We start from the raw sequence: 26049 nt of genomic DNA, 5'->3' as shown, positions 1-26049 counted from the left end.
TGGCTATTTTTCGCTGAGAATACCAATCACCAGGCGGCCAGCCAGACCCACCAGTACTGCGCCAAAAACTCGCTCGAACCAGATGGCTTTGTCACGCAGCAGGGAAAGCCAGCGCGGGTTCGAAAACAGCCAGGTGACGAACAGGTACCAGCCGCCGTCAATGACCATCGCGGTGGCGGCATAGCCGAACTTGGCGAGCAGGCTGGTGTCGGTGCCGACCACCTGACTGAACAGCGCCAGGAAAAATACCGCGATTTTCGGGTTCAGAAGCACAACCAGGAATCCGTCCCTCGCGGCGCTTGCCGTGGTGGGAGCCTCCGGCAACGAGTCTTCGCTCCGGGGCTTTGCCATCAGTCCCTTGACCCCCAGCCATGCCAGATAGGCGGCGCCGCCCCATTGCAAAAACGAAAAGGCCACCGGGGAGGCGGTAATGATGGCTGCCAGGCCAAGAATGCTCAGAAATGCATAAACCCCAACGCCGAGACCGTGAGTCACCGCCGTTATCATGCCGTTCCGGCGACCGCCGGTGAGCGTCTGCTTGAGCACAATGGCCAGCGAGGGCCCCGGCGACATGGCGCCGAATACGCAGATGGTCACAACCGTGAGCCAGGTGGCCAGATTCATCGGGAAGCGGGCCCCATGCTGGAGCCAGTAGGGTGAGCGTCAACAGGCATCTGCTGACCTACTGATTGCCTGCTGCAGGGATTCGAAGTTCTCCGGTCCAGCCTCCAACCGTAAGCAGCCATCCGAGTCCCGCTCCCAGGAGGCCGATGACGACAGATGAAGGTGAACCGCAACCTCCGCTGTCAATTCGCCTTGCAGCAACCCCGCAGGCACCCACATCAGCTCCGACCCCCTCAGTTGATTGGGAACCGGGCTGCCACAGGCTGAGCAGAAGTCACTGCGATACCCGGACGGCTTCTGGAATGAAGTGATCAGGATTTCGCCAGTAACCCAGCGGAAATTTTCCCGATCAACAAAGGTCGCCGCGTTAGCCGCGGCACCCGTAGCCTTGCGGCACAGGGAACAGTGACACTGGTAGAGATTGGGCAGCGCCCCGTCAATCTCGAATTGGATCTGCCCGCAAAGACACTCGCCTTTCACCATGATCTCCCGCAAGTCACTGCCCTGTATGGGCCGGGCCATGTGCCCTAAATTTTTTGCAGCTCTTCGTGCAACATCTGTTTTGATTCCAGATCAAGCTCGGGATGCTTTGCACGGGCACCGTTGGCACTGCCAGCCGGATGGATCATCGGGAGAACCACCGCATCCTTCCAGTTAAGCCTGCGGCCAACCAGGTCCGGAATCCGTAAATCCTGAGGCCTGTGTTTGCCGAATACAGCCATGCAATAACCCGGCTCTTCCCGCTCACGAATAGCAGCATAGGCTTCCCAGGCCAGACTGCCGAGAATCAGGATCAGCCTGGGCTTCAGCAACTGCATCTGGCTGACCAGAAAGGGCGAGCAGTTCCGGACCTCCAGGGCACTGGGTCTCCTGTCGGTGCTTGAGCTGGCCCTTCGGCCCGGGAAACACTTGGCCACGGATGTCTGGTAGACCTTGGCATCGAAATCGGCCAGACCACAGCTCTCAAACAGCGCCCGAAGAGACTGCCCGGCCGCCCCCTGGAAGGGCGCATTGTTGCGGTATTCAGTGATTCCCGGGGCCTGACCGATAATAACCACCGGGTAATCCTGGGCTCCCCGGAAGATCGGTCGCGGCTCGACACCGAAACTGGCCAACACAGCCTCGCACTTCCGACAGCTACGGATGTCCCTGGCCAGCTCATCCAGGCTTTTGGTTGGCTCAACAACGTCTTCCTGCATCATTCCCCGCCGATCAGCTCTTTGCGCTCGCGTTCATACTCTTCGTAGGATTTGTCCGTTCGCTCGATGCATTCCTCGTACTGGGGCGGAGGAACACGGTTGCAGTCGGTACGATTGTTGAGCTGGACGTTGTCATAGACAGCCTTGCTGCTACACCCGGCGAGAACAGACAAACTAACCATGATTAATAGCCTGACCATTGATTCACCTTCTTTGACGAGGCATCACTTGAGGTCACTGTAAAAACGGTAGGTATTGCGACCTTCGCTTTTGGCCTGGTACATGGCCACATCAGCATGATGCATCAGTTTACGAAAGCTGTCGCCATGGGCCGGGTAAACCGCAATACCCATGCTGAAGGAGACGGTGAGCATCTCTCCCTCGAGCTCGAACGGTGGTGAGAAGACCTGCAGTACTTTATCAGCAAGAATCCCGGCATCCCCCGGAGCCTCGATTTCATCCAGCAGTATCACGAACTCATCGCCGCCCAGGCGGGCCACGGCGTCGCTGTGGCGGACGAGGTTCTGCAGCCGCTCGGCTACGCCCTGAAGCATCTTGTCCCCCGCCCGGTGACCCAGGGTGTCATTGATCTTCTTGAAGCCGTCCAGATCCAGGAACAGCAGCGCCATGCTCTGGTTATGGCGCAGGGCGCGGGCCAGACTGAGCTCAACCCTGTCCTCGAGCAGCCGGCGGTTCGGCAGGCCTGTCAACGTATCGGTCTGCGCAAGTTTCTGTAAGCGACGGTTGGCATCAATGAGACTGGTGTTCAGCTGGTCGATCTCCCGGCTGAACAGAACCAGGGCCAGATCCTCCCCCAGATCCAGGGCGGCAAGGCGTTCCACCTCAAGCCAGGGTTCACTCATATCTTCTACGGTTTCAGTCCAGGCAGAGAATGAGTGTCTCGGGGTCAGGAATAACTTACCCTGCGGATCCCGCTCGGCGTTATCCTCCGGACGCCCGGCCCAGGTTCGGGTCTGCTTCTGTCCGGGCCTGAAGAAAAGCAGCCATCCGATCCGGTTCCTGGTGACCGGCAGTCTTACCGCAAGCAGGCCACAGGGGTCGCCCTGCTCGTACCAGCCGGCAAGCTCACTATTGGCCAGGGAATGGGTATACCAGGGCTGCTGCCCCTGCTGGCAGGCGAAGTAAGCGGTGAGCCTGTCGAGCTTGTCGGCGGCCGGTGTCGCCCCGAAGCAGAATCGCCTGTCACCATTGAGAAGTACCAGCCCGCTCGCCTCGAACAGAGCCAACCAGTTTGCTCCGTACCATCGTATGAGGTCGTCGAGGGTTGGGATGATTCCGGTATCGCGGATCAGCATCAGTTCGCGGCTCTGCCGTATACGCTGGCGGTAACGGGCTTCACTGTTCGCCTGAAGCAGCATCAGGCGGGACGCCGCCACCTGAACCAGCACGCTGACGTCATCGAGCATCGACGGCGACAGTGGCCGTGGCACCAGCCCGTGACAGGCAAGCAGCCCCCACAGTCTGTCCTCGTCGTGGATCGCAATCGACAGCGAGGCGCCGACGCCCATATTCTGCAGGTAGCTCTGGTGAATGGGAGAGACCGCACGCAGGTTGCCGGGGGAAAGGTCCAGCGGCGCAGGGTCATCCGGGTCCACTTCGGGCACCAGCGGCACTGATTCTGCAGTCGCGTCGGGGATGGAGCGCACCGGATTGATGCTGTACAGATGCCTGACCTGGGCCGGTATATCGCTGGCAGGGAAATGGTGGCCCAGGTAGCTGTCTGCTTCCGGCGCGCGGGATTCCGCGACAACGCTGCCGTGATCATCTTCGTCAAACCGGTAGACCATGACCCGGTCGAAGCCCGACAGCTGTCTTACGATCCGCACCAGGCTTTCAAGCACCTGTTCCGGAGAGCCAGCGGTGCTGACCGGCTGCAGCCAGGCACTGCGGCTGGGCAGTTGACCATCATCCGGTTCGGCCTGCTGTAACTCCAGCTCGACAACAGCCCGTTGCCCGCTGCGATAGTGCCGGACAGAGAAACGGTGTTCAACACTCCCAACCGGCAGGCGAACCACCTCGCCGATGGCGGGAGAGACGATCTCGTCAACTGCTCTGGAGCGCAATCGATGTACAAGCTGCGGCCCAAGAAGCTGGATGGCATCCCCCGCCAGGGCGTCAGCGGGGCTGATGCCAAGGATGTCTTCAAGGTTGGCGCTGACCTGGAACAGTCTGTCTATGGCCAGATCCGTACTGAGCAGGCATCCGTTGGGCTGGATGGCGCCGGGTCGATGGACAGGTTCCCGGGCACAGTCCTTCAGGGCTTCATTGAGCTCGTTACGGGTGTAGTCTGGCATGGGTCAGGCCTCTTCCTTAATGCTCCAGGCGTCCAGGTGTGTCCTCAGATGCTCGAAGGCCGCCAACGCGCCTTCAATAACCAATGGCTGCTGGAACGCTGCCTGGCACTGTTCCATAAGAGTCAGGAATAACCGCCACTGGTTAAGAGTGTATAGGTGGAAATAGCGCGCACCAAAGGTTTCATCGACTCCCAATGCCCGGGACACGTTCGGTCCGATAACCTTGCCGCCCTGGGTGGCTCCTTCCAGTACGTAGAGCCAACCCAGGATGTTCTCCGGGGTCCGTTGCACGGCAAAGCCCGCCGTTCCGGAGTAAACCTGCGATCGCCCGCCTGTTTCGCCCAAGTCCTGCAGGTCATCTGCCAGTAGCTGCGCCCGTGGCTGGTACTGGTACTGTAATGACTGGCACGCTGCTTTGGCTGCTCGCCCGTTGTCCAGCCCCGGTTCATACGCCAGGTAAAAGCTGCGGAATGCCTGCAGCACCCGGCAATAGGCAGCCCGATCGAGATCCGGTCGCAGTAGAGAGGCGAGCAGCGGATGCCGCTCGGTATCAAGGTGTGCCTGTTGCGTGGCCTGCCTTAGCCGGAGATGAAGCGAGCCAGGGGTCTGCGGAGCTGGTTTCATTGAAGCCTATCAAGAGCTGATCTACAGTCCAGATGGTACCCGCTCTTACCTCCCCTGGCCATCCGGCCCGTTGTTCCGTTGATGGGGCCCGGCTTAATGGCTGAGGCCCGGTCCGAGGTCTGTTATCGCGGGAAAGGCCCGGAACCGGGGCCAGGCCTTCCTTAGGTCATCAATCCACAAAAACCGACTGGCTGGCAATCAATGGCGACAGTTTGAGTCCCCAGTGTTTCATGCCACTTGAGCTATAGACGTAGTGGCCGCTCAGGGATTTGATCTGGGGAATATGGCTGGGCTTTACCCCGTTCAGTATCAGGTAAGCGAGGCGCGCTGCCGTAACCCCTTCCTGGTAGGCGGAAATGGTAAATCCGCCAATACTTTGGTCCTTGCCGATAAAAATGTCCCAGAACGAGAATATCGGTACCTGGGTGTGGGCGAACGCCTGGCTCATAAGCTCTTGAGGGGGAATATAGTTCTCCGCCCTGTCACGTATGGTGTGGTGCGTGCCGACGATGACCGCATCGTACTGCTCATGGGCGCGGTAGGTGGCCTGCAGCCAGGTGTCCTTATCATTGGTCAGCACGATGTCCAGGTGTGAGCCATGGATCGTGGCCTGCCTTTTTTCGCCGAAATATTCGTTGACCGCATTACGCATGGTCGGCGAATCATCCATCAGCACCAGCAGGCGCTCGTTCTGACCGAGCACTTTCTTGAGATGGCGAATGCTCTCAGCGAAGAAGGGGCGCTCGAGTATGCCGGTGACCAGCGGGTGGTTAAGTGTAGGGTGTTGCTCGGGCCCACCATTAACACCCAGGAAAACAACGGGAATCTGTCGATCGACCAGGTGCCCGGCCATCAGCGTGATGGCGTTATCATCCCCGAGAATGGCAACGTCAGGTTCGATCTCGCCAATTGACTGTAGAAGCTCAGCCACTTTCCCGGGCCACTGGGCCTTTGGCAGGCGTTTGGTGTCCAGAGCGAGCACGTGTATATCATGGGCCTTGCCCAATACTGACTGAATCGCTTCGATATAATCCGCGTCCCATTTGTATTCCAGATGGTAGCTTTCAATAACGACAACGGTTTTTCCAAAACAGAGGGGACTTACCAGCAGAAAAGCCAGGATGAGAAGACGCATGGGTTATTCCTATTGTTATGACTGCGAAACAGCACTCGTAGATCCTGTCGGAGCAATACGGTTATTTTTATTTTGAACAGGCCTTTACAGATTCCATGCCAGCTTTCCAAAGGGCTGTTTTACAAGGGTTATTTGTAGCCAGAAGTGACATATACGACGTTTGCCAGGCTGTATGTCCTTTATCGGGGACAGTTCGGGTTTATTTGGCGCAAATACTGTGTGATCCGCAGGACAGGTGTGTTGTATTGAGGACGCCGGAGAACTTCCATCACTCTTAACCAAGCTGTCACCATGGCTGAGGATACTGACGGTGCGGTACCCACTCATTTAAGAAGGAACTTGTGATGAAGCTACGCACTCTGGTTGCAACCCTGCTGTGTTGCAGCGCTATGCTCGCTGGCAGCGCCGGGGTTTCGGCCCAAGGCTGGTTTGACTCGAAAGAAGATAAGGTTCCCCCGGGACTCGTTAAACTGCGGGAAAAACTGAAAGACCTGAAACAGGATATAAAGCAGAAGCACCGCAGTGTCGAGCTGGGGCCCCGGCCTTTGTGGCTGGTGGCTGACATGGACGAAGGCCCGTTGAAGGCAGAGCTGCAGTCCTGTCGTGCTGACCGGATGAAGCCCACTGACTTCTCCATCGGCCATCGCGGAGCGCCGCTCCAGTTCCCCGAGCACACCCGGGAGTCCTATATAGCGGCGGCGCAGATGGGCGCAGGTATTGTGGAGTGCGACGTCGCCTTTACCAGCGACCGTGAACTGGTCTGCCGCCATGCCCAGGACGACCTGCATACCACCACCAATATCGTTACCGTTCCGGAACTGAACGCCAAGTGCACCCAGCCCTTTGTGCCTGCGGACCCCGCAAGCGGAACCCCGGCACAGGTTGAATGCCGCACCAGCGATCTCACCCTGGCGGAGTTCAGGTCGCTGAAAGGCAAGATGGACGCCTTCAACCCCATGGCGACAACCCCCGAGGAGTACCTGGGCGGCACCGCCGACTGGCGTACGGATCTCTATGCCAGCCGCGGCACCCTGATGACCCACCGTGAGAGCATTGAACTGTTCAAGGCCCTGGGCGTGAAATTCACCCCGGAACTCAAGACACCCGTGGTCGACATGCCCTGGCAGGGCGATTATTCCCAGCAGGACTATGCCCGGCAGATGATCGAGGACTACGTCGAGGCGGGGGTTGATCCCGAGGACGTATGGCCACAGTCTTTCCTGCTGGAGGACGTGCTGTTCTGGGTCAACGAAATGCCCGGCTTCGGCCAGCAGGCGGTGTTTCTGGACCAGTCACCCCTGGCCCCGGAAACCAGTTCCCTGGCGTTCATGGAAGATCTGAAGGCACAGGGTGTGAACATCCTGGCGCCGGCGCTGTGGAAAATGCTGACCCTGGATGCCCATCAGGAGATTCTGCCTTCTGACTATGCCCAGAATGCCCGCACCGCCGGACTGGACCTGATCGCCTGGACCGTCGAGCGCAGCGGCCCCCTGGCCGATGGTGGTGGCTGGTATCACCAGACCATTGCGGACGCCATCGACAATGACGGCGACGTGTTTAACGTGATCGACGTATTGGCCCAGGACGTGGGTGTGATCGGCATATTCTCGGATTGGCCTGCAACCACGACCTTCTACGCCAACTGCATGGGGCTCAAGTAGTCCGCCACTGACAGGCGCCTGACTATGGGACGTCGGGAGGTCAGCATTGGCTGGCCTCCCTCCCATTCCAATAAGCGACCGGGCCTTATTTGCCGGATGCTGCAAGCAGGGCGCCAAACCCTATAAAAGCGCTACCACCGGCCCTATTGACCAGCCGGCCCCCTTTTTCAGTGCTTAGCCAGCCCTTTGCGAGACCTGCCGAGTGTGCATAGGCGATATGAATCACCGCCACAAGCACACTGTAGGTCGTTACCAGGAGCACGAACTGCTCCAAATAAGGTGAAGCCAGATCGACAAATTGCGGAAACACCGCCATGAAGAAGAAAACCGTCTTGGGGTTGGTGAGCTGTACGGTAAAACCCTCCAGGAACTGGGCACCCCGGCGCTTTGAAGAAGGCCCGGGCTGAGCCATGGTTGCTGGTGGTGAGAACCAGAGCCTCAGGCCAAGGTAGAGTAAGTACGCGGCCCCGACGAACTTTAGGATGGTGAAAGCCAGGGCAGACGTTGCCAGCAGTATACCCAGGCTGCTTGCGGCTACGCCGGCAACCAGGAAGGCCGCAGCGGCGATGCCAAGGATACCGGCAGTAGCACCGGACGCGCCGTAGCGGATCGAGTTGGTGAGGGTCAGAACAACGCCGGGGCCGGGACTCAGCACCGTCACGGCGGCCAGCATGAAGAACAGAATGTAGCTTTCCATCCACCCATCAACCTGTGTCTGTGTGTAGGAGGCAACCGCGGCAAAAAGCCGACTCTATGGCCCGTCGGGCTCGTCATGCTCCATAAGCTGGGCCCGCATGCGCGGCAGGCAGTCAGGATAGTGCTCCTGCACGAAACTCACCAGCCCTTCCCGCACCGCGCAGCGCAGGTCCCAGTTCTGGCTGGAGTCACCGGCACTCATCAGAAAGCGCACCTGGATGCCCCGCTCACCCGCTTCTATAACCTGCACGGTTTCGGTCTTGCCGTCCCACTGGGAAGAAGCTTTCAGCAGACGGGAAAATTCCTGCCGCAGGGGTTCAAGCGGTGTCGAATAATCCAGCCACAGATTGACCGCGCCCAGCAGGTCCGTGGTGTTTCTGGACCAGTTCTGGAAGGGATTCTCGATGAACCACTGCAAGGGCACCACCAGACGACGCAGGTCCCACACCCGCAGCACCACGTAGGTTGCCGTTACCTCCTCCACCCAGCACCACTCGCCCTGCACATGGAGCACATCGTCAATACGGAATGGCTGGGTCAGGGCTATCTGCATGCCCGCCAGCAGATTGCTCAGCACCGGGCGGGCGGCAAAACCCAGGATGATCCCGCCTATGCCGGCGGAGGCCAGCAGGCTGGCGCCCACCTGCTGGACAGGTTCGAACGTCATCAGGGCCACACCGAAACCAACAATCACCACGATGATGTTCAGCGCCCGGACCAGAAAGCGGGTCTGGGTCTCCACCTTGCGGGCGCGCTTCCACTTTCCTTCCAGCACCGGGTTCAGTTTGACGATGACATCGCCGATGGCCGAGGTACAGCGCACGGCGGCCCAGGTCAGGGCCAGGATAAGTAACAGGGTGGCCAGGTGCTGCAACTGGGATAGCCACGGGAGATCTGCCGGCGCCGCTTCAAGAACGCCGTTGAGCACCAGCAGGCAGAGGAATAAGCCAAGAGCTTTGGCGGCAGCATCCAGAAACAGCCGTGCCACGGAAGTGTCTTCGGAGAATTTTCTTACTGCCGCCAGTGCGAGCCTGTAGCCAAGCCAGGTTGCTGCTACAGCAATCAGCGCAGACAGGCCTGGTACCAGCCAGGCTTCAAGGCCGTTTCTCATGGCTTCGAGCATCATGAGCTCCCCTCGGCCCTCCTCAAAACTCCTTTGCCCAGCTGCCGCGACCAAGCTCGATCACCCGCTCCACATCAGCGGCCAGAATCGCGTTCATGTCGCCGACCTCCAGGGTGTCGTAGTGGAAAACGAAGAGCCTGGACGCAAACTCCGCAAACGGCAGGGAAGCCTCGCCAAACCGCTCTCCGGTGCCCTGGATGGCGCAGTTGATGCCCTGGCCCCAGTCCTGGCCGCTGTCGTTGTTGGGGTTGTAGAAATAGACCCGCATGTCGCCTTCCGGATCCAGGGCTACCCGCCGTATCGCAATGGCATGGCGGCCCACCAGCCTCGCGGCACTGTCTGTGACCGCAATGCCTGCCGGCTGGGGGTGGATCAAAGGCATGCCGCCGTTGTAATAGGGGTGATAACTGGCGTAGAAATTCCGAATGAAGCCATCGTAGTCAGTCACCATGCCCGTGTGGATGTCGGCAACCACCCGGAAGCCATGACTAACCCACCAGCCATAGAACTCGGGGTTGATCCAGCGGTGCAGGTCGTCGTCCCGGGTGCCGCACAGGCGTCCCATCTCGATATAGATGCGGTCCAGATGGGGCACCAGAACCAGGGAGACCGGGTCGACGTCGATGGGCGGGGTCTTGGCCAGCCCTGCTTCCAGGCCCCGGGAGGATACAGGCTGGCCTTCGAAGCGCATGAGAATCTCATCGTCCCGGGCGGCCCAGGCCACCAGTTGTAGAAGATAGTCGGCATCATTGAAGGCCCACATTGAGAGGCCGATGACTGACTGGCAGGTCGGGTTATTACCCTGGCCCACGCCCATGGGTAGCCCCAGCAGGGTCATAACCCCCGCCAGCAGAAAAACCCGGGGCGGGTGGGCATCACCGAACACGGTCGTCAGCCGTTCCGACGTATCGTCGGAGAGTTTCAGGGCGATCTGGCGCCACAGGCCGGAGGCCACCCCGGGCGTAAACAGCGTGCCCTGCTCAAGCATCATGGCCAGGCCGTAGACGGCACGGGGGGTATCGGGGAAGACAGCTTCATCGATCAGGGTATGAATCAGCTGGGTAAAACACTGGAGCACGTCGTTGCCGGTGATGCTGAGCCCAAGCGCAGGCGCGATCAGGTCGTTATGGCCATGACTGCGAAGATGCCTTACGAATACCGCATGGTAAGGCGACACCAGGCCGGTCTCGTGCATGGAGCGGGAGAAGGTCTCGGCTTCGTGCCGCAGCGCTTTCTCATCCATGGTGGTCAGCCGCTGGGCATAGACCTCGACTCCCGGATCCTCAGAGCAGGCCTCCGTGGGACCAAAGGTTGCGCTGACCAGCTTCTCTGCCCGGTGCATGCCCGAGGTTTCAATGTCCGGGTCCAGTAGGCACTTGGCGATCTGAACAATCATCTGCTTGATGCTGTCCGTTTGCACCGGTCGCTGAACGAGCTGGCGCTCCACTTCCCCCACCAGGCTGTCGAGAATGCTTTCGTAACCCAGCCTGTCAAGCAGGTAGTTGTAATGGGTCTGCACGATCGTGCCCAGGTTATGGGGACGCTCGCGGTCGGCTTCGGTCATCTGACCCGACAGCAGGTCCAGGTTCAGGGCCATTACCTGGGTAAGAAAGTTGCCGGCCTGCTCCGCCGAGATACCGGGATGAAAATAGTCACCGGACGCAACCGCCAGCAGACGGATCTCGCTCAGGACTTCGATCAACGTATAGACGGCTTCTCCTTCCCGGAGCGAGCGTTTGGCCAGGTCCGGCTGGAGTATGGCGGGCTGAGCCCAGTCGCTGTGGGCAAAAACCCCAGCCGACTCGATCGCCTTCACCCGCCGGTACAGCACATCCATGCCGCCCGGAATCGCCATCAGCGCCTTGGCCGCTGCAAGCACCTCGGTTTTGGTGGCCTGGGCTGCCGTCGGGGGGAGCAGTTGAGGCAGAATGTCCGGATCGCCGTAACCGGTTTTTGCGAAACGGGCCAGAATCTCGTCAAAGTGACTGGTCAACCGGTTCAGGCTTTGTGAGTCCTGCTGTGAGCTAATCACGTTCAGAATTCCTTGCAGTTTGGCAGTGGCATTGGTTAACCGATGGGCTGCGAAAAATCAGATTGCCATGGTCCAGGCTACTAACGTTAGACGAAGGGTGCGCCCTATGCACTATGTACGTGCATTAATCACACCTCACTCATACCGCACTACAATGAAGCTGACGCGGGAATGGCACATTCTGGGCAGTATCAAGAGTCTGAGGGCGAACTTCACGGCCCCAGGTGCCTTGGTTTCAGTTTTGTCGCCGCTTTCCTTCCGTACAGGGGTGGTAATCGCCTGGGTCGGGTTACGTCCGCCCACGGGCGGCTCAACCCAGCCGGGAAAAACCGAACAGTCCGGTTAACGGATGGGGGCGACCTTCAATCTGAGCGCGCAGCAAGCCGGCACCCAGCATGCTGTAGGTAATGCCGTTGCCACCAAAAGCCATCGCAAACAGGACACGGGGCCCGTACTGGGGGTGGCAGCCAAACAGAGGCAGGCCATCGCTGGTTTCAGCGAAGGTGCCGGCCCAGGCAAAGGCCGGTTGTGCATCAAGGTGGGGAAACAGGCGGGAGACCTTGCGCTGCAGGGTCGCAGCTTTGCGGTCGACCAACCGGTCCCGCCGCGCCGGTGTGTCACGGTCGTCGTCTTCACCACCGACCAGCAGTCGGCCATCACCGGTCGTACGCATGTAAAGATACGGACGCGCCGATTCCCACAGCATGGTGCTTGCCAACCAGCGCAACTCCCCACGATCGATAGGATCACTGATATAGGCGTAGCTGCTGCGATTCTTCGCAACACGCTGACTCAACCAGCTCTGGGACTCGTAGCCCGTGGCCACGATGACGTGCTTCGCCCGGATCGACATGCCAGCGGCGGTGGAAATCTGAACTGACTGGTCCGATGTGGTCAGCGAGTCCACCCGGGTTCGATCAAATACCTGTGTGCCCTGGCGTTGCATCCGACGGAGCAGTCTTGAACCCAGACGGTAAGGATCAACCCGGGCAGCTACCGAACTCAGGATAGCGGAGGGCGCGGTCAGCCCGTACTCGTCTTTGAGGGCGGTGCGGTCCAGCCAACGCACCGGAAAACCATAGCGCTTGCGCCAGGCGAATTCATCCTCCAGGCCGGGGTGGTCAGCGCGGTTGCTGGCGTAGTACAGGCTTTCGCAGTTGGCGAAGTCGACATCGCCGACCGAATGGGACAACTCTTCGAGCTGACTGATTGCGGTCAGACAGGACTCATAGGCCAGCAACGCTGAATCCTGGTCATAGCGCCTGGCGAGATCAATCCCATGGGTATCAATTTCATACTGCAGCAAGGCGGTGCTGGCCGAGGTGCTGCCCCAACAGATGTCCCGTTGATCAAGCACAACCACGTCATGGCCATGGCTGACCAACTCATCAGCAATCAGAGCGCCGGTAATGCCAGCGCCCACCACGGCCACATCACAGCTCACATCAGCGTCAAGCTTGGGAAAAGCATACATCAGGCCATTCTTGACCGCCCAGAATGGGTATCCACTTTTCAAATCCACCCGCGATCCCTCATGTTTTATATCTTACGATGGCCGGTTCAACAGCCGCCGCTGGCGAAACCGTGTCGCCTTGGCACCGGGTCAGACTAATTACCCTCCCGCCAGACACACAGCAGTTCTGTTTCGCTTTTACTATGAGTGATCGCTGCGGCCCCGTCGGTACGTTGGCACACGGAGCGGCACAATAAGGGGCCAGCGCCTCGAGGAGGCAGCCAGAAACCAGAAATTCCGACACAATCCCTCAGAAGTTTCATCCATTTCCGGTTTGTTTGTTAATCTGCGACGGTAATCCGGCCGTTTTTTGTACGAACGGGGAGACAGGGTGAAGTTCTGAACGCCGCTCAGACACAGGGCCGGCATCCTGGCAATCATGGAAATCATCCATTTCTCTACGGCCGACCAGCCGTCAACGTGGGATCACCGGAAGGGAGGCCGGACATGGAACTGACGAGCACGCTGAAGCTATTCAGCAGCTACAACCTCATGGTTGTGGTCATCGGTCTGGGCGTACTGGCTCTGGCGTCACTGCTCCACCGTTTCAAGGACTACCCCTTCTCCTTTCCTATGGTTGCACTGGCCCTGGGGTACATCGCCTTTGCCCTGCCACTGGGCCTCAGCCCACCCGATCCTCTCGTGCATAAAGCTGCCGCGGTTCATCTGACGGAAATTGGCGTCATCATTTCACTGATGGGCGTCGGCCTGAAGATCGACCGGATGCCTAACTGGCGCACCTGGAGCTCCACGTGGCGGCTGCTCGCCATCTGCATGCCCTTAACCATCGCCGGTGTCGCCTTTACGGGCTGGTGGGCGCTCGGGCTCACGCCGGCCGCAGCCTTGCTGCTTGGCGCGGCCCTTGCCCCCACCGATCCGGTACTGGCCTCAGATGTACAGGTGGGAGAGCCGGAGGATTCGGCCGCTGAGGATATCGATCCCGCCAAAAAAGAAGACGAGCTGCGTTTCACCCTGACATCCGAAGCGGGCCTGAACGATTCGCTGGCCTTCCCTTTCACCTACCTTGCCCTGCTTATGCTGGCCGAAGGAGCGGCGCCTTCCGACTGGCTGACCCAGTGGCTACTGGTCGACGTGGTTTACAAGATTGCTTTGGGCATCGGTGCTGGTGTTGCCCTTGGTTGGCTGATCTCACTCGTTCTGTTACGCCTGCCAATCGAAACGGAACAGCAGCGGATGAAAGCCGGCGTGGGCGCGCTGGCGGCCACGCTGCTGCTCTATGGGATCACGGAAGTATTTGGGGGCTACGGCTTTCTTGCGGTGTTCATCGGCGCCATGACCATCAAGCATCGGGAGAAGACCCACCAGGCGCACAAGTCCTTACACACCTTCGCCGAGCAGTCTGAGCAATTGCTGATGCTGGGCATAATGATCGCCCTTGGAGCTGCCATCGCCGGGGGCCTGTTTGACGCTCTTACCTGGAAGGCCGCTCTGCTCGGAGCCCTGCTGATATTTGTCATACGACCGCTGGCGGGCATGGTCGGCATGCTGGGCACCCCTTGGCTCTCGTTCAGGGATCGTCTGATTGCCAGCTTCTTTGGTATCCGCGGTATCGGTTGCCTGTTCTACCTGGCGTATGGGCTGAAGGAAGGGCAGTTTTTGCAGGCGGAATTACTATGGGCGACCTGCGCCTTTGCCGTGGTCCTTTCTGTTGTGGTCCATGGCGTTTTGGCCAGCCCCGTCATGCAGGCCCGGGAGCGACGGCTCGAGCAGGAGCAAAGCTGAGACCTGATAGGTACCGCTAGTCCTGCTCTGCAAAGGCCCTAGCCGCCTCAAGTTCCTCAGGTGCGTAGTGCTGCCGTAGCAGGGTCTCGCTCTGGCGGTCCTTTTCAGCCTGATCCAGGCCGGCATTGTCTATGATCTGTTTTTCCGCCCTGAATGCCCGGGATCGCTGCTCCCAGGCGCGCTCGATAGCCGCAAGCTCCGCCTGCTCTTCTGACCAGTCTGCTGGCGCCTCCTCCGTGCTGCCGACCTCGGACTGACCGCTTGCGGCATTTTCTCCGGAACCGGCTTCTTCGTCATCGCTGCCGGAGAACAGGGCTTCTGAGAGCTCCGGACCAAACCATTGCTCCCGTAACCGGGAGAGTTTTTCCCGGGCTTCCAGCTGGTCCGCCATGGTGGCAACCGGCCCAGCCTTATTCATGAGCCGTGCTTCCTCCCGCTCCAGCCGGTAAAGGTGGGTGATGATGAAGGCCAGGTTCTCCCCATCCGGTCCGGAAAATCGGGTGGTGATCATGGTGGATATGGTATCCACATCCTGGTCGCTCAGGTCTTCCGGCATGCTGGCAACAAAAACATCGATCGCTGATCGACCTTCGCGGTCCACCTGGAAGTCATGTTCGAAAGAGGGATACACGCTGTTCAGGAAGACCTCACCCAGGTGGTCGAGCTCCTCCTCCTGAAGATGTGAACCGGCGTGGTCGGCGGCGTCATCCGAGGCCCGGTGGTCTTCTGTGGGGTTCTGTTCCGGGGCGGTACCCGTAATCGCAGGTTCAGCATTCCCGGAACTCTGCCGGCTCTCAGACGGCACAGGTACGGTGTCCTGGGTACTGATAACACGTGCGGTATCGGCCGATGGCGCATTTTCAGCCCGAGTGCTGAAGAAATAGGCGAAAACCAGGGCCAGAAGAACCAGCCCTAGTAATACCCAACCGACCCGTTTTCCTTTCAGCCCCTTAGTTGCGGTCATTATCCTGTTATTTCTCGGGTAGGGTGATGAGCTGCTCATTGAAGACAATGGCTGCGCCCTCAGCGAGCTCCTCCAGCTTCTCGTCCAGTTTCTGGTGCACCAGCTCCGACCTGATCATCCCCCTTTCTTCTTCGTAACTCTGCTTCGCCATCACCTGCTTGTCGATGACCTGAACTACTTTCCAGAAGCCGTCCTGGAACACGGGGGCTTGCGCAAACTCATTGACGTCCAGCCGGCGCACGATCTCGTCCACCTCCGGTGCAATATCCACAGCCCGTAGCCAGGGCGTCTCGATGGGGGCCGGTTCATGGGCGTTTTCGCCTTTGCCGGTTTTCATCGAGTCGAGGATGGCCGTCGCTTTATCCTGGTCGGGCGTCTGCCAGATCATGAAGCGATACATGACCTGTTCCCGTTTCCGGTCATAGGCCTGTCGAATCCGGGATTCGTCGATCTCAATGGAGTCCATAAGTTTCCTGACATAGAGCTGCGCAAGCAGGGTTTTTTCGGCCATGGCCAGTTCGGCTTTCACCCGCTCGGAGTCCTTCATGCCAAGGCGTGCCGCCTCCTGTGCGAGCAACTCTGTCATGACCAGGTCCTTTGCTGTCTGCTGGCGATGCCTTTGCGCATCAAAGCCTTCGTCGTAGGCCTGACGTTCGCTGCTCTCCTGCTCTCTGGAACCCAGCAGGAAATGGTAGAGGTTCACGCTTAGCGCCGTGCCATTGACCGTGGCAAAAACCCCAGGCCCGCCGGTGTCTTCCTGAAGTGCGGAAGTTTCCTGTTCGTTGGCCTGACTGAGTCCGGTGAAAACCAGAAAGACGCCGACATTCAGTATCAGGATCAGGTTTTTCATTCAGTGTCTCGACGTGGTAATCGTTGCATATTCCCTGCACGAAAATGTGCAGGCCAGTTTTTCCGACCTGCTCATCCGGGCCCGGCCCATCAAGGCTTATTAGAGGAAGCGTCTCACATCATTATAGACACCCTTCCAGTGCATAAGGGTCAGGTGACCGACGCTTGAGGTCCGAAGGCTGTAGCCGCACTTGGCGTTGGTCTGCGGAATGATGATTTCGTCAAGGGCCGACCACAGGGACACATCACAGCCGCGTCCCGCCAGCGACTGCTGGAACGACGAGTTGTAACGCATTTCAAAGCACGCAGGGCTAAAACAGCCATAGGCCCAGGAAGTCCCTTTGTGCGGGGTACCCAGCGTGACCAGGCGGCTGGTGGCGGAGGAGCCGCCCTCGAACACCCGGTACCAGCGCGACACCAGGCCACCATTGGAGTGAGCGATGAGCTTGGCCCTGCGATAGTTGTGGTTGGGCCGGATGTTATTGACGAAGGACTTCAGTTCCCGGGCGCTGGTCTTATTGCTCTTGCCCAGGCTGTTATACCCGAACTTGTAGAGTGCACAGGCGGGGGTGCCGTCGTTCTTGAAGCGGTTGATCATGGTGTCAAACTGGGACTTCCAGCCGGAATACCCGTGAATGAAGACGATGGGGTCGGCATTACAGGCCGCATGAGCGGACCCTGCGAACAGCATGGATGCCAGCAACGCCAGCATGGACAACTTTTTGATCGGGTTGTTCATTGGGCTCATCCTTTATTGTATTTGTATTTGTTTTGGTTCCTCGTTCCTGAAGGTGAAGGACGCTCTGGCCAGACTGAAACCGCCCGTACGACCTCACTGCTCCTGATCAAAAATAGACCAGTTCCTACTTTTACAGCCATCACCCGTATGGGGGATAAGGCTGGGAGTGTGATGCCCATCACAAACATTGGCCTCGCGCACCTGTTCCAAGCATCCTGGAAGACGCGCCTGGAGCCCAACAGGTCGCCATGCCTTTGGCAATTGAAGCCCGCCTGGTTTCGGTTGAAATGGAAGAAGACGGCCTCACTGTTTTGTGGACAACGCCACCGATCACCCAGCCTGAGGGAGGTCCTTATGCAATCCAGCATCAACATCGTTGACCACAACATCAAACTCATCAACACCTGGCTCAGGGACATCTCTGACGAGCTTGACAGTATTGGCGAAGAAGAGGCCTGGAAGCGGTTGAGAGCGGTACTTCAAACCATGAGCAATCGTATTACCGTGGATGAGGCCGCCAATTTCGCCGCCCAGTTGCCGATCATTGTCCGAGGGTTGTATTTCGAAAGCTGGCGACCTGCAGAAACCCCGCACAAGTGGCGGGACCGTGCCGAATACATTGACGCCGTCAGCCGCAAGCTGGAAGGCGACATCGATGCCGAGCGGACATTCAAAGCCGTTCTACGTGTGATCGACCGTCACCTGGACAGCAACGAGCTGAACCGGATCAAGGAAATGCATCCCAAGGAATTGTGGGATCTCTGGCCGCAGTGACACCGTGACTTGTGGAGTACTGGCCAAGCGAGAATGCAGGATATCGCCTTATTCCGGGCTTCAGCCAGGGAATGCCGGAGTTGGCTTGGGCCAGCTGCCCTCCGCAACCGGTGGGACGCTGAGTGGCAGCCCGAAAAGCTTTAGGCCATTCGGGCTGAGCTCCCCCTTAAAGGGCGGTAGCCTTGTGGCTGGGATGATGGGCACTGACGTGCCGGAGAAACTCCATGGTCTCGTTCGGGGAAATCTTCGTATTCCCGGCTTTCCTGGTACCGCCGGCGCCGGTGAAAGAAACGATGTCCCCCAGGCTCAACATACCGCAGAGCTGGCTGTACTGATTCATAACCGGGAGGCGCCGTACTTCGTGCTCTTCCATCAGCTGAAGGGCTTCTTTGATACTGTCATCCGGCCCGCAGGAATACAGCTCCCGGTCGTTGGTAACTTCCTCTCCGCGAAGCTCCCACAGGGGTTTATTCCGCAATGCCGCCCCCATGCAGATGTCCCGGTCGGTAACAATGCCTACCGGATGCTCCTGCTCATCGACCAGAGGTATGGCGCCACAGTCGTTATTCCACATCAGCATGGCGATATCCTGCAACGAGGTTTGTGGCGAGCAGGACGCTACTTCAGTAACCATGATTTCACTGACTTTCATCTGGATGTCCTCCCTACGAGGGTTAGAGTTCGAATGTCTGCCGTCATCAAAACGCCCTTGCGACATCGGATTCTGCAAACCTCTTTGGGCTATCCTTCCTGAAGGCGGCGCCGTTTCCATTAATGGTCCGACGCCACTTCCACTCTATGCTTATATCGGGTAGCTGTCCTGATGCAGGTCAAAGAGGTGCCCGGAATCAGCCGCAGAGCAGTGAATTCCGATAGTGCGGGGACCTTTACCACTCACTTGTCCTCAAGCGCTGGCAAGCCGACGGGTTAGCCAGCGACCTTTCTATCTCTTCCGGTGCCGGCTCCGGGAACGCTGAGCATCAGCACAAAACCGATAACGAAAAACACCAGAACCGTGCTCATGCCCCAACGCTGACTTCCGGTGGCTGCGGTAACGGCTCCCACCAGCAGCGGTCCGGCAAAAGCCGTGGCCTTGCCCGAAAACGTGAACAGGCCGAACATCTGGTTGCGAAGGTGCTCGGGTGCGGCCCGGGCAAGGTGAGACCGGCTGGCTGCCTGAAGTGGACCGACAAAGACGCCAAGCGTCATGCCGAAGACCCAGAACCAGAGCACACTTTCGACCAGGAGTATTGCCGTGGCGCTGGCTCCGAGCCCTGCCAGGGACAGGAAAATTGTGTTTCGTCCGCCTATGGCATCGTCGACCCAGGCAAAAACGAGCGCGCCAAGGCCCGAGGTCACATTAAGGGCAATGCCAAACTGCAGCACTTCTGTCTGGCTCAGGTTGAAGGTGCCGGCGGCGTAGACGCCCCCGAATGTGAACACGGTGGCCAGGCCGTCCGTGTAAAACATGCGGGCCACGAGAAAGTGCAGGATATGGCTGTATTTACGGGCTTCGGCGAGGGAATGCAGTAGTTGGCCAAGGCCCGCCCTCAGCGCCTGGCGGGCGGACAGTCCGGAAGCCGGCTGGTCAGGGGTCAGCAAGAACAGGGGCAGCGCAAAAACCAGATACCAGATGGCCACCAGCACGAAGGTAGCCCTGACATGTTCGGCTTCCTCACGGTTCAGACCCAGGAACGTCGCCTCGGGCTCCACCAGTCCGAAAAGCGCGACCACAAGGCAGACCACACCGCCGACGTAACCCAGGCCCCAGCCCCAGCCGGACCAGCGACCTAGCCGCTCGGGGGCAGCCAGGTCCGGCAGCATGGTGTTGTAAAAGATAAATGCGAACTCGGCGCCCAGAATGCCAAGACTGACCCAGACCACCGCCCACCAGAAATCGTCCATTCCGGGACGGACGAACCAGAGCATGGCGCAGGCAAGGACACACAGGAGCGTAAAAACGGCCAGCCAGGGTTTGCGACGGCCGGACCGGTCCGCGATCGCGCCCAGAACCGGAGCTGAAAAAGCGATCACGACGCCGGTGATTCCGACGATGTTGCCCCAGTATTCGGTGCCCGCCACATCTTCACCCACCACGGACTGGCTGAAGTAGCGGGCAAAGACAAAGGTGAGAATGATGGTGAAGAAGGCGCTATTGGCCCAGTCATACAATGCCCAGGACCACAGTGCCGTTGTGCGAGCCCCTGAAGTGGCGCCCTCGACCTCCCGCTCTTTCTGCACATTCTGCATAAAGACAATCCGTTTACAGGACTGGCATGGATTGGCCGCATACGTCAGGCTGAAGCAGTCTAGCGGTGCTTCTTCATTATAACGGTCAGGGAATCGTAAGTCGGGAGGGACCATGGCGCAACCGGGCAATAAAACACGCATGGAAGAGGACATGGCAGACGCCGTCGCTGAAACCATGGCCGAGGCGATGCCGGACAGGGAGCAGCAACCGGACGTCACCATGAACAGCAGGCTCGACAGTGATCTGGGCCTCGACAGTCTGAGCCGTGCTGAACTGCTGGTAACGGTGGAAAGAAAATTCGGCGTCCAGCTGCCGGAACAGCTCCTCAGCGAGGCAGACACACCCGGTGATATTCTTGATGAGGTCATGCGAGTGACCGGTGAGAAACCGGCTGAGCAATCCGGACGTGGCCGGCAGGAAAGTGAAGAGACTGAAGCGGCTCTCGACCCTGGGGAGGAAAACCGTGAACATTTCACCGTGCCGGATTTTGAAACCCTGCAGGAAACACTAAACTGGCACGCAAGGGAGCACCCCGGCCGCACCTACCTCCACTGGGTAAAAAGCTACGACGACGTCAGATCCCTGACCTACGGGGATCTCCACGACGGCGCCCTGAGAGTCGCCAATGGTCTGTTCCAGCACGACATAGAGCAGCGGGATACGGTCGCCCTCATGCTACCCACCGGTCACGACTACTTTTATGGCTTTTTTGGCGCCCTCTACGCCAACGCCATACCGGTCCCCCTATACCCGCCCATGAGGGCCTCAGAGATTGAAGAGCACCTGAAAAGGCAGGCCTCGATTCTCAACAATGCAAGGGCCCGGGTCATGATCACCGTGCCCGAGGCCAAAAAGCTCGCCGCCGTGGTCAAGGGCATGGTGCCGTCCCTTGAGCATGTACTGACGCTTGATGAGCTCTGGGCGAACCCCCTATACCGGGCAGTAGCAGGAACCACAGGCGACGACGTTGCCTTTCTGCAGTACACCTCGGGCAGTACCGGTGACCCCAAAGGCGTATGTCTCAGCCATGCAAATCTTTTCGCCAATATAGGCGCCGGAAACGAAGTGCTCCAGGTGGATCAGGATGATGTGTTCGTAAGCTGGCTGCCCCTGTACCACGATATGGGCCTGATCGGCACCTGCCTGTCCAGCCTCCTGTACGGCATGCATCTGGTTATCATGTCACCGTTGCTTTTCCTCACCCGGCCCCAGTACTGGCTCTGGGCCATTGACCGGTTTGGCGCCACACTCTCGCCATCGCCCAACTTCGGTTACGAGCTCTGCCTGAAGCGAATCGATGATGAAGACATGGAAGGGCTGGACCTGAGTTCCTGGCGTGTGGCTTTCAACGGCGCCGAAGCGGTCAGCCCCGATACGGTGGAGCGTTTTATCGATCGCTTCAAAAAATGGGGGCTCAGGGCCGAGTCGATGGCGCCGGTCTACGGTCTGGCTGAGAACTGTGTCGCGCTGACCTTTCCCGAGGAGCCCCGGGAACCTCTCATCGACTACATTGACCGGGACAGGTTTCAGAAAAACGGCGAGGCGAAACCGGTTTCCCCGGACGACAGATCCGCCCTCAGGTTCGTGTCCTGCGGTAAGGTCATTCCGAACCACGATATCCGCATTGTCGACAACGAGGGCAACGAACTGGACGAACGGCACGAAGGCAGCCTCCAGTTCAACGGCCCTTCGGCAACCCGGGGGTATTACCGGAACGAAGACAAGACCGAGGAGCTCTTTGACGGCAAATGGCTGAATACCGGAGACCGGGGCTATATTGCCGACAGCGAACTCTACCTGAGCGGCCGCAACAAAGACCTGATTGTAAGGGCCGGACGCAATATCTATCCCGGCGAAATCGAAGAGGCCGTGGGCGAGCTCGACCTGGTCCGGGCCGGCTGCGTGGCGGCTTTCGCATCGGGAATGGGAGAAAGTGAGGGTGAAAGGCTGATCGTAGTCGCCGAAACCACCGAAAAAGACAAAAAGAAACTGGATGAGGTCAAAGCCAAAATCCATCGCATTGCCAGGGATGCTCTGGACATTGAGGTGGACGAGATCCTCATGGTCAGTCCCCGCACCGTGCCAAAGACCTCCAGCGGCAAACTGCGGCGCAATGAATGCCGCCTCCGGTATGAGCGGGGTGAACTTGAGCTCAAGAAAGAGCCCGTGTGGCGGCAGTTGGCCAGGCTGGCCGGTGGTACCTGGCGCCAGCAGGTACGGCGCGGCGGCAGGGGCGCCAGCCGCCGGCTCTACTCTGCCTGGGCCTGGGTGGTTCTGGGCGCGGTCTCGGTACCCGCCTGGCTTCTGGTCAACACCCTTCCGGGCCTCCCGCTGCGCTGGCAGGTCGTCCATTGGAGCGGCAGGGTACTGGCCCGACTCACCGGCACCCGGCTCGAAGTGGATTCCGCCGACAGACTCAGCAGGCTGCCAGAGGGCTGTGTCATCGTTTCCAACCACGCCAGTTACCTTGACGCTCTGGTGCTGGCCGCCGTCATTCCCGTGCCGGTAAGCTTCATTGCCAAAGCAGAGCTGATGAACGTACGTGGCCTGAAGCGTTTTCTGACGCGGCTTGGGATTGAACCGGTGGAGCGGGCCGACGCCCGCAACAGTGTCGGTGACTCACGAAGGATTGCCGAGCAGGCCGGGGGCCACCGGCTCCTGTTTTTCCCCGAGGGGAGCTTTGATGCAGCGCCGGGCCTGCGTCCGTTCCACATGGGCGCCTTCATGACCGCCGCTGTGCTGAACGAAAAAGTCATACCCCTTGCCATCAAGGGCACGCGGCGCAAACTTCCGGCCGATCGCTGGAATCCGAGACCCGGGCCGGTGAGCGTGGTCATTGGTGAGCCGATAGAACCCGCAGGCGATGACTGGAAATCAGCAGTGCAACTGCGGGACCGGGCACGGAAGACCATCCTTGAGCTCAGCGGCGAACCGGACCGTTTATCCCTCTAGCGGCCGCTTTCAGGACGCTGGTTCCGGTCTGATGATCAGAAGCTTGGCCGGATCACCGTTGTGCAGGACGATTGTCATATCCGAACTACCGGCGCTAACCTTCACAACCTGACCGGGCTCAAGATCAAGATTTACCCGGCAGGCATCACTACAGAGCAAGCTGATCGAGAGCTTTTCTGACGCGGTATTTTCAATGCTCGCGTTATCGCCAGCTCTGACTGTTTCATCGATATCGTTAGGATTTGTCATAGTCTATATCTTCCTTGGCTATGAAAATGGGTTGCTTTACGGCTGGTCCGCACGCCGGTTTGGCTACCGCATTGGGACACACCCAATCTAGCAAAAACGATGGACCAGGTCTGTGAAGATCACTACCAAGCGAACCGTTCGAAGGTGTCGGTATATACCCGAACTCCTCAAACACAGCCTTGCCGGTTACTAGTCTCGGCGACTCAACGAAGAATACCGCTTGATGGGTGGCAGCGATTCAGCGACCGTCGTGGGGAAAATGCCCGGGCTCTGACCAGACAGCATACTCATTCCCGTTTGGATCACTGAAATGGAAACGGCGGCCACCGGGAAACGGAAAAATCTTCCGAACAATCCGCCCACCGGCCAGGGTGACTTTCTCAAGCGTGCCTTCCAGGTCGGTACTGAAAAGAACCACCAGCACACTGCCAGTGCTGGTTCTGCAGACCTGGTCTGACTTGAAGAAGCCCCCGTCGAGGCCAGCGTTTTCGATTGCCACGTAGTCAGGGCCGTAGTCTACAAATGACCATCCAAAGGCTTCACCAAAAAACCGTTTGGTCGCCTCAAGGTCTTTCGAGGGCATTTCAAAGTAGTTGATTTTTCCAGTCTCTTTCACGGCTTGCCCGTCCTATTCCGCATATTGAGGCAGATCATCCGTAATATCGAACCAGGGAGCCTTAGTTCCCACGAAGACATGGCGCCCGGCTTTGACGCCCGGGTCGGTATCGAGCGTTCCGAGCGGGAACGCATAAACCCCGGGATTGGCATCGAATTTCGTGTAGAGGCTGGAGCCGCAAGTTGAGCAGAAAACCTTATGCTCACCCGGCGACGACTCATAGAACTTCAGCAACGCCTGGCCCTTAACGGTGCGCCAGCCCGAAGATTGCACCTTGGCGCGGGTTCTGAAAGCTGAGGCATGGAGCTTCCGACACATTGTGCAATGACAGTTCAGGACGTCGGTCAGCGGCCCGTTGATCTCGTATTGAACGCCTCCGCAGAGGCAGCTACCTGATTGCTTCATTACTGCACTTCCTTGTGTGATACGCCGTGGTTTTGCGGCTTGCCAGAGTACCAGCGTAGACAGGTCCGACAATAGCCATTGGTAAACGAGTCTCGCCGACTCAACGAGGAACACCGACTGGTGTACAAGGTCACGGATGATGCCTTGTTTATCGCCCAGCTTCGGTATCACTACTGATTTAACGCTGAAATAAGCGGCGGGGCGTCCGGTGGAGGCCGAAGGCCAGGAATTTGATGGCTGTGTTAGCTGCGAAAGAAAAACCGGCGATAACTTTCCAGCAGGCTTATTCATACAGCAATATAGGCGTTTGCGGCCTAACAAAGGACTGTTGAATGAGTGACATGGAAAGCAATCAGGATACCGCCTCCAAAAAGAACGCCAAGGAGGTTGCGGATGCTCAGGAGTCTCGCGCCAGGGCCCGGGATCGCGAGTCCAGAGAACAGACACCCACTTCGAGCGAAAAGTCGCTGACCCGGAAAGAGCGCGACACCGTTGCCGAACATGGCGGCCTGACGTCACTGACTCTTTACTCCATTGTCCATCGCGAGGGCGAAGCAGAGCTGCAGCGCCCGAAAACCTCGCTCTGGTGGTCCGGTGTGGCAGCGGGGATCGGCATTTCGACCTCGGTCCTCGTCGAGGGCATTATCCGCACCAACCTGGGCTCGAATCACCCCTACCTGATGCTGATTGAAAGCCTGGGCTACACGTTTGGGTTTGTCCTCGTGATTCTGTGCCGGCTTCAACTGTTCACCGAAAACACCATCACCGTCGTGCTGCCGGTTCTGGCCCAACCAACGCGCAACCGATTTTATTGCACCGGGCGCCTTTGGGGCATTGTGCTTGCGGCAAATCTATGTGGCACGTTTATTACCGCTGCCATCGGCGTCCACGGAGGCATCCTTCCCGCCGATACCCTCGCGGCGATCCTGGAGATATCCCATCACCTGGCATCGCTGACCCCAGCCGAAACACTTCTGCGCGGTATTCCGGCAGGTTTCTTCATCGCGGCCCTGGTTTGGATGCTGCCTTCGGCGAAGCGGTCCGAAGTGCTGGTTATAGTCATGTTCACCTGGCTGATCTCGGCGGGCGGATTCACCCATGTGATTGCCGGGTCAAACGAAATCTTCACGTTGGTACTCAGCGGGGAGATGAATATCTTTACCGCTCTGATCTACCATATTTTACCGGTGCTGATCGGCAATATTATTGGCGGTACAGGCTTGTTCGCGATGCTGGCCTATGGCCAGGTTCATGAGGAAATGTGATACCGCTTTCTAAACCGGGGAGAAAGTAGTTGAAGATTCACGAGGGCACTACCTCCCGTTCTTCTTCCACCTGATTTTCGCAATTATGGACGAGCGCTACATGCTCTGAACAAAACTTGTGGCGCTCCAAAACCGGAACAAAACTATTTTCGACTGATTGGCAGGTTATAAATAAGTCTGCCCCGGTTTTCCTTTTTGGACTCCGATAGAGCGAGCGCCATAAAGCTTTCGTGTGATGCCAATCTCTCTCCTACAGTTAACGCCAGCCATCACCGGTGACAGAACCGCAGCGAAGCGGAGGTTATGGCATCCGGTGCATG

The 26049-nt window shown here is 58.6% G+C and carries 25 protein-coding genes; 6 read left to right on the top strand and 19 right to left on the bottom strand.

What is annotated here, in order from left to right:
* Positions 1-3: 3 nt before the first annotated feature.
* The 7 genes from G7W63_RS09160 to G7W63_RS09130 all read right to left on the bottom strand — a co-directional run bounded on the left by G7W63_RS09160 (position 4) and on the right by G7W63_RS09130 (position 5897).
* Complete coding sequence (locus G7W63_RS09160) at positions 4-624, bottom strand: LysE family translocator (protein WP_166256490.1); 621 nt, start codon at positions 622-624, stop codon at positions 4-6.
* A 39-nt stretch (positions 625-663) separates the two neighbouring features.
* Positions 664-1146, bottom strand: coding sequence for a GFA family protein (locus G7W63_RS09155; RefSeq protein WP_242634365.1), 483 nt, complete (start codon positions 1144-1146; stop codon positions 664-666).
* 5 nt (positions 1147-1151) lie between these two features.
* The gene (locus G7W63_RS09150; RefSeq protein ID WP_166256487.1) at positions 1152-1823 is read right to left on the bottom strand and encodes a uracil-DNA glycosylase; all 672 of its coding nucleotides are present in this window, start codon (positions 1821-1823) and stop codon (positions 1152-1154) included.
* Positions 1823-2005 carry a hypothetical protein gene (locus tag G7W63_RS09145; RefSeq protein ID WP_242634364.1) on the bottom strand — a complete coding sequence of 61 codons (183 nt, stop codon included), beginning with the start codon at positions 2003-2005 and terminating at the stop codon, positions 1823-1825. Before G7W63_RS09145 ends, G7W63_RS09150 begins: the two co-directional genes overlap by 1 nt.
* A 42-nt stretch (positions 2006-2047) precedes the next feature.
* Entirely contained in the window at positions 2048-4138 is a 2091-nt protein-coding gene (locus tag G7W63_RS09140) for a bifunctional diguanylate cyclase/phosphodiesterase (RefSeq protein WP_166256481.1), read from the bottom strand.
* Positions 4139-4141: 3 nt separating this feature from the next.
* Positions 4142-4762 (bottom strand): biliverdin-producing heme oxygenase, encoded by a 621-nt coding sequence (locus tag G7W63_RS09135; protein ID WP_166256478.1) that lies wholly within the window; start codon positions 4760-4762, stop codon positions 4142-4144.
* A 169-nt stretch (positions 4763-4931) separates the two neighbouring features.
* Complete coding sequence (locus tag G7W63_RS09130; protein ID WP_166256475.1) at positions 4932-5897, bottom strand: ABC transporter substrate-binding protein; 966 nt, start codon at positions 5895-5897, stop codon at positions 4932-4934.
* Between the two features lie 344 nt (positions 5898-6241).
* Between G7W63_RS09130 and G7W63_RS09125 the strand changes: the two genes are divergently transcribed.
* Complete coding sequence (locus G7W63_RS09125; protein WP_166256472.1) at positions 6242-7558, top strand: glycerophosphodiester phosphodiesterase family protein; 1317 nt, start codon at positions 6242-6244, stop codon at positions 7556-7558.
* An 85-nt stretch (positions 7559-7643) separates the two neighbouring features.
* Here G7W63_RS09125 and G7W63_RS09120 read toward each other — a convergent pair whose 3' ends face one another.
* The 4 genes from G7W63_RS09120 to G7W63_RS09105 all read right to left on the bottom strand — a co-directional run bounded on the left by G7W63_RS09120 (position 7644) and on the right by G7W63_RS09105 (position 12931).
* Positions 7644-8255 (bottom strand): LysE family translocator, encoded by a 612-nt coding sequence (locus G7W63_RS09120; RefSeq protein ID WP_166256469.1) that lies wholly within the window; start codon positions 8253-8255, stop codon positions 7644-7646.
* A gap of 54 nt (positions 8256-8309) precedes the next feature.
* Positions 8310-9377 (bottom strand): mechanosensitive ion channel family protein, encoded by a 1068-nt coding sequence (locus G7W63_RS09115; RefSeq protein ID WP_166258242.1) that lies wholly within the window; start codon positions 9375-9377, stop codon positions 8310-8312.
* Positions 9378-9399: 22 nt separating this feature from the next.
* Complete coding sequence (locus tag G7W63_RS09110) at positions 9400-11409, bottom strand: hypothetical protein (protein ID WP_207308929.1); 2010 nt, start codon at positions 11407-11409, stop codon at positions 9400-9402.
* A 310-nt stretch (positions 11410-11719) separates the two neighbouring features.
* Entirely contained in the window at positions 11720-12931 is a 1212-nt protein-coding gene (locus G7W63_RS09105) for an NAD(P)/FAD-dependent oxidoreductase (RefSeq protein ID WP_166256464.1), read from the bottom strand.
* A 438-nt stretch (positions 12932-13369) separates the two neighbouring features.
* Between G7W63_RS09105 and G7W63_RS09100 the strand changes: the two genes are divergently transcribed.
* Positions 13370-14665 (top strand): cation:proton antiporter, encoded by a 1296-nt coding sequence (locus G7W63_RS09100; protein ID WP_166256462.1) that lies wholly within the window; start codon positions 13370-13372, stop codon positions 14663-14665.
* A gap of 16 nt (positions 14666-14681) precedes the next feature.
* On the opposite strand, the gene G7W63_RS09095 is transcribed toward G7W63_RS09100, so the two are convergent.
* The 3 genes from G7W63_RS09095 to G7W63_RS09085 all read right to left on the bottom strand — a co-directional run bounded on the left by G7W63_RS09095 (position 14682) and on the right by G7W63_RS09085 (position 17217).
* Positions 14682-15629 (bottom strand): lipase chaperone, encoded by a 948-nt coding sequence (locus G7W63_RS09095; RefSeq protein ID WP_166256460.1) that lies wholly within the window; start codon positions 15627-15629, stop codon positions 14682-14684.
* 7 nt (positions 15630-15636) lie between these two features.
* Complete coding sequence (locus tag G7W63_RS09090; RefSeq protein WP_166256458.1) at positions 15637-16479, bottom strand: peptidylprolyl isomerase; 843 nt, start codon at positions 16477-16479, stop codon at positions 15637-15639.
* A 99-nt stretch (positions 16480-16578) separates the two neighbouring features.
* Positions 16579-17217, bottom strand: coding sequence for an esterase/lipase family protein (locus G7W63_RS09085; protein ID WP_166256456.1), 639 nt, complete (start codon positions 17215-17217; stop codon positions 16579-16581).
* A 354-nt stretch (positions 17218-17571) separates the two neighbouring features.
* Here G7W63_RS09085 and G7W63_RS09080 point away from each other — a divergent pair, with 354 nt between their 5' ends.
* Complete coding sequence (locus G7W63_RS09080) at positions 17572-17991, top strand: DUF2267 domain-containing protein (protein ID WP_166256454.1); 420 nt, start codon at positions 17572-17574, stop codon at positions 17989-17991.
* A 166-nt stretch (positions 17992-18157) separates the two neighbouring features.
* Here G7W63_RS09080 and G7W63_RS09075 read toward each other — a convergent pair whose 3' ends face one another.
* Together G7W63_RS09075 and G7W63_RS09070 are read right to left on the bottom strand one after the other, a co-directional pair.
* Entirely contained in the window at positions 18158-18643 is a 486-nt protein-coding gene (locus tag G7W63_RS09075; RefSeq protein WP_166256452.1) for a CBS domain-containing protein, read from the bottom strand.
* 275 nt (positions 18644-18918) lie between these two features.
* A complete protein-coding gene (locus G7W63_RS09070) occupies positions 18919-20241 on the bottom strand; it encodes an MFS transporter (RefSeq protein WP_166256450.1) in 1323 nt (440 codons plus the stop codon).
* 112 nt (positions 20242-20353) lie between these two features.
* Between G7W63_RS09070 and G7W63_RS09065 the strand changes: the two genes are divergently transcribed.
* Positions 20354-23194: an AMP-binding protein gene (locus G7W63_RS09065; protein ID WP_166256448.1), complete on the top strand. Its 2841-nt coding sequence runs from the start codon at positions 20354-20356 to the stop codon at positions 23192-23194.
* Positions 23195-23203: 9 nt separating this feature from the next.
* On the opposite strand, the gene G7W63_RS09060 is transcribed toward G7W63_RS09065, so the two are convergent.
* The 3 genes from G7W63_RS09060 to G7W63_RS09050 form a co-directional block, all read right to left on the bottom strand.
* Positions 23204-23443 carry a hypothetical protein gene (locus G7W63_RS09060; protein ID WP_166256446.1) on the bottom strand — a complete coding sequence of 80 codons (240 nt, stop codon included), beginning with the start codon at positions 23441-23443 and terminating at the stop codon, positions 23204-23206.
* Positions 23444-23681: 238 nt separating this feature from the next.
* Positions 23682-24059, bottom strand: a complete 378-nt coding sequence (locus G7W63_RS09055) for a VOC family protein (RefSeq protein ID WP_166256444.1) — start codon at positions 24057-24059, stop codon at positions 23682-23684.
* A gap of 12 nt (positions 24060-24071) precedes the next feature.
* Positions 24072-24464 carry a GFA family protein gene (locus tag G7W63_RS09050; protein ID WP_166256442.1) on the bottom strand — a complete coding sequence of 131 codons (393 nt, stop codon included), beginning with the start codon at positions 24462-24464 and terminating at the stop codon, positions 24072-24074.
* Between the two features lie 78 nt (positions 24465-24542).
* On the opposite strand from G7W63_RS09050, the gene G7W63_RS09045 reads away from it, so the two are divergent.
* On the top strand, positions 24543-24641 hold the full coding sequence (locus tag G7W63_RS09045; RefSeq protein WP_166256439.1) for a type II toxin-antitoxin system YoeB family toxin: 99 nt from the start codon (positions 24543-24545) through the stop codon (positions 24639-24641).
* 155 nt (positions 24642-24796) lie between these two features.
* Positions 24797-25729 (top strand): formate/nitrite transporter family protein, encoded by a 933-nt coding sequence (locus tag G7W63_RS09040; RefSeq protein WP_242634363.1) that lies wholly within the window; start codon positions 24797-24799, stop codon positions 25727-25729.
* Positions 25730-26049 lie beyond the last annotated feature (320 nt).

Origin of the sequence: Marinobacter salicampi, from assembly GCF_011074795.1 — a bacterium.
GTDB lineage: Bacteria > Pseudomonadota > Gammaproteobacteria > Pseudomonadales > Oleiphilaceae > Marinobacter > Marinobacter salicampi.
This window is presented reverse-complemented; position numbering and strand designations above follow the sequence as displayed.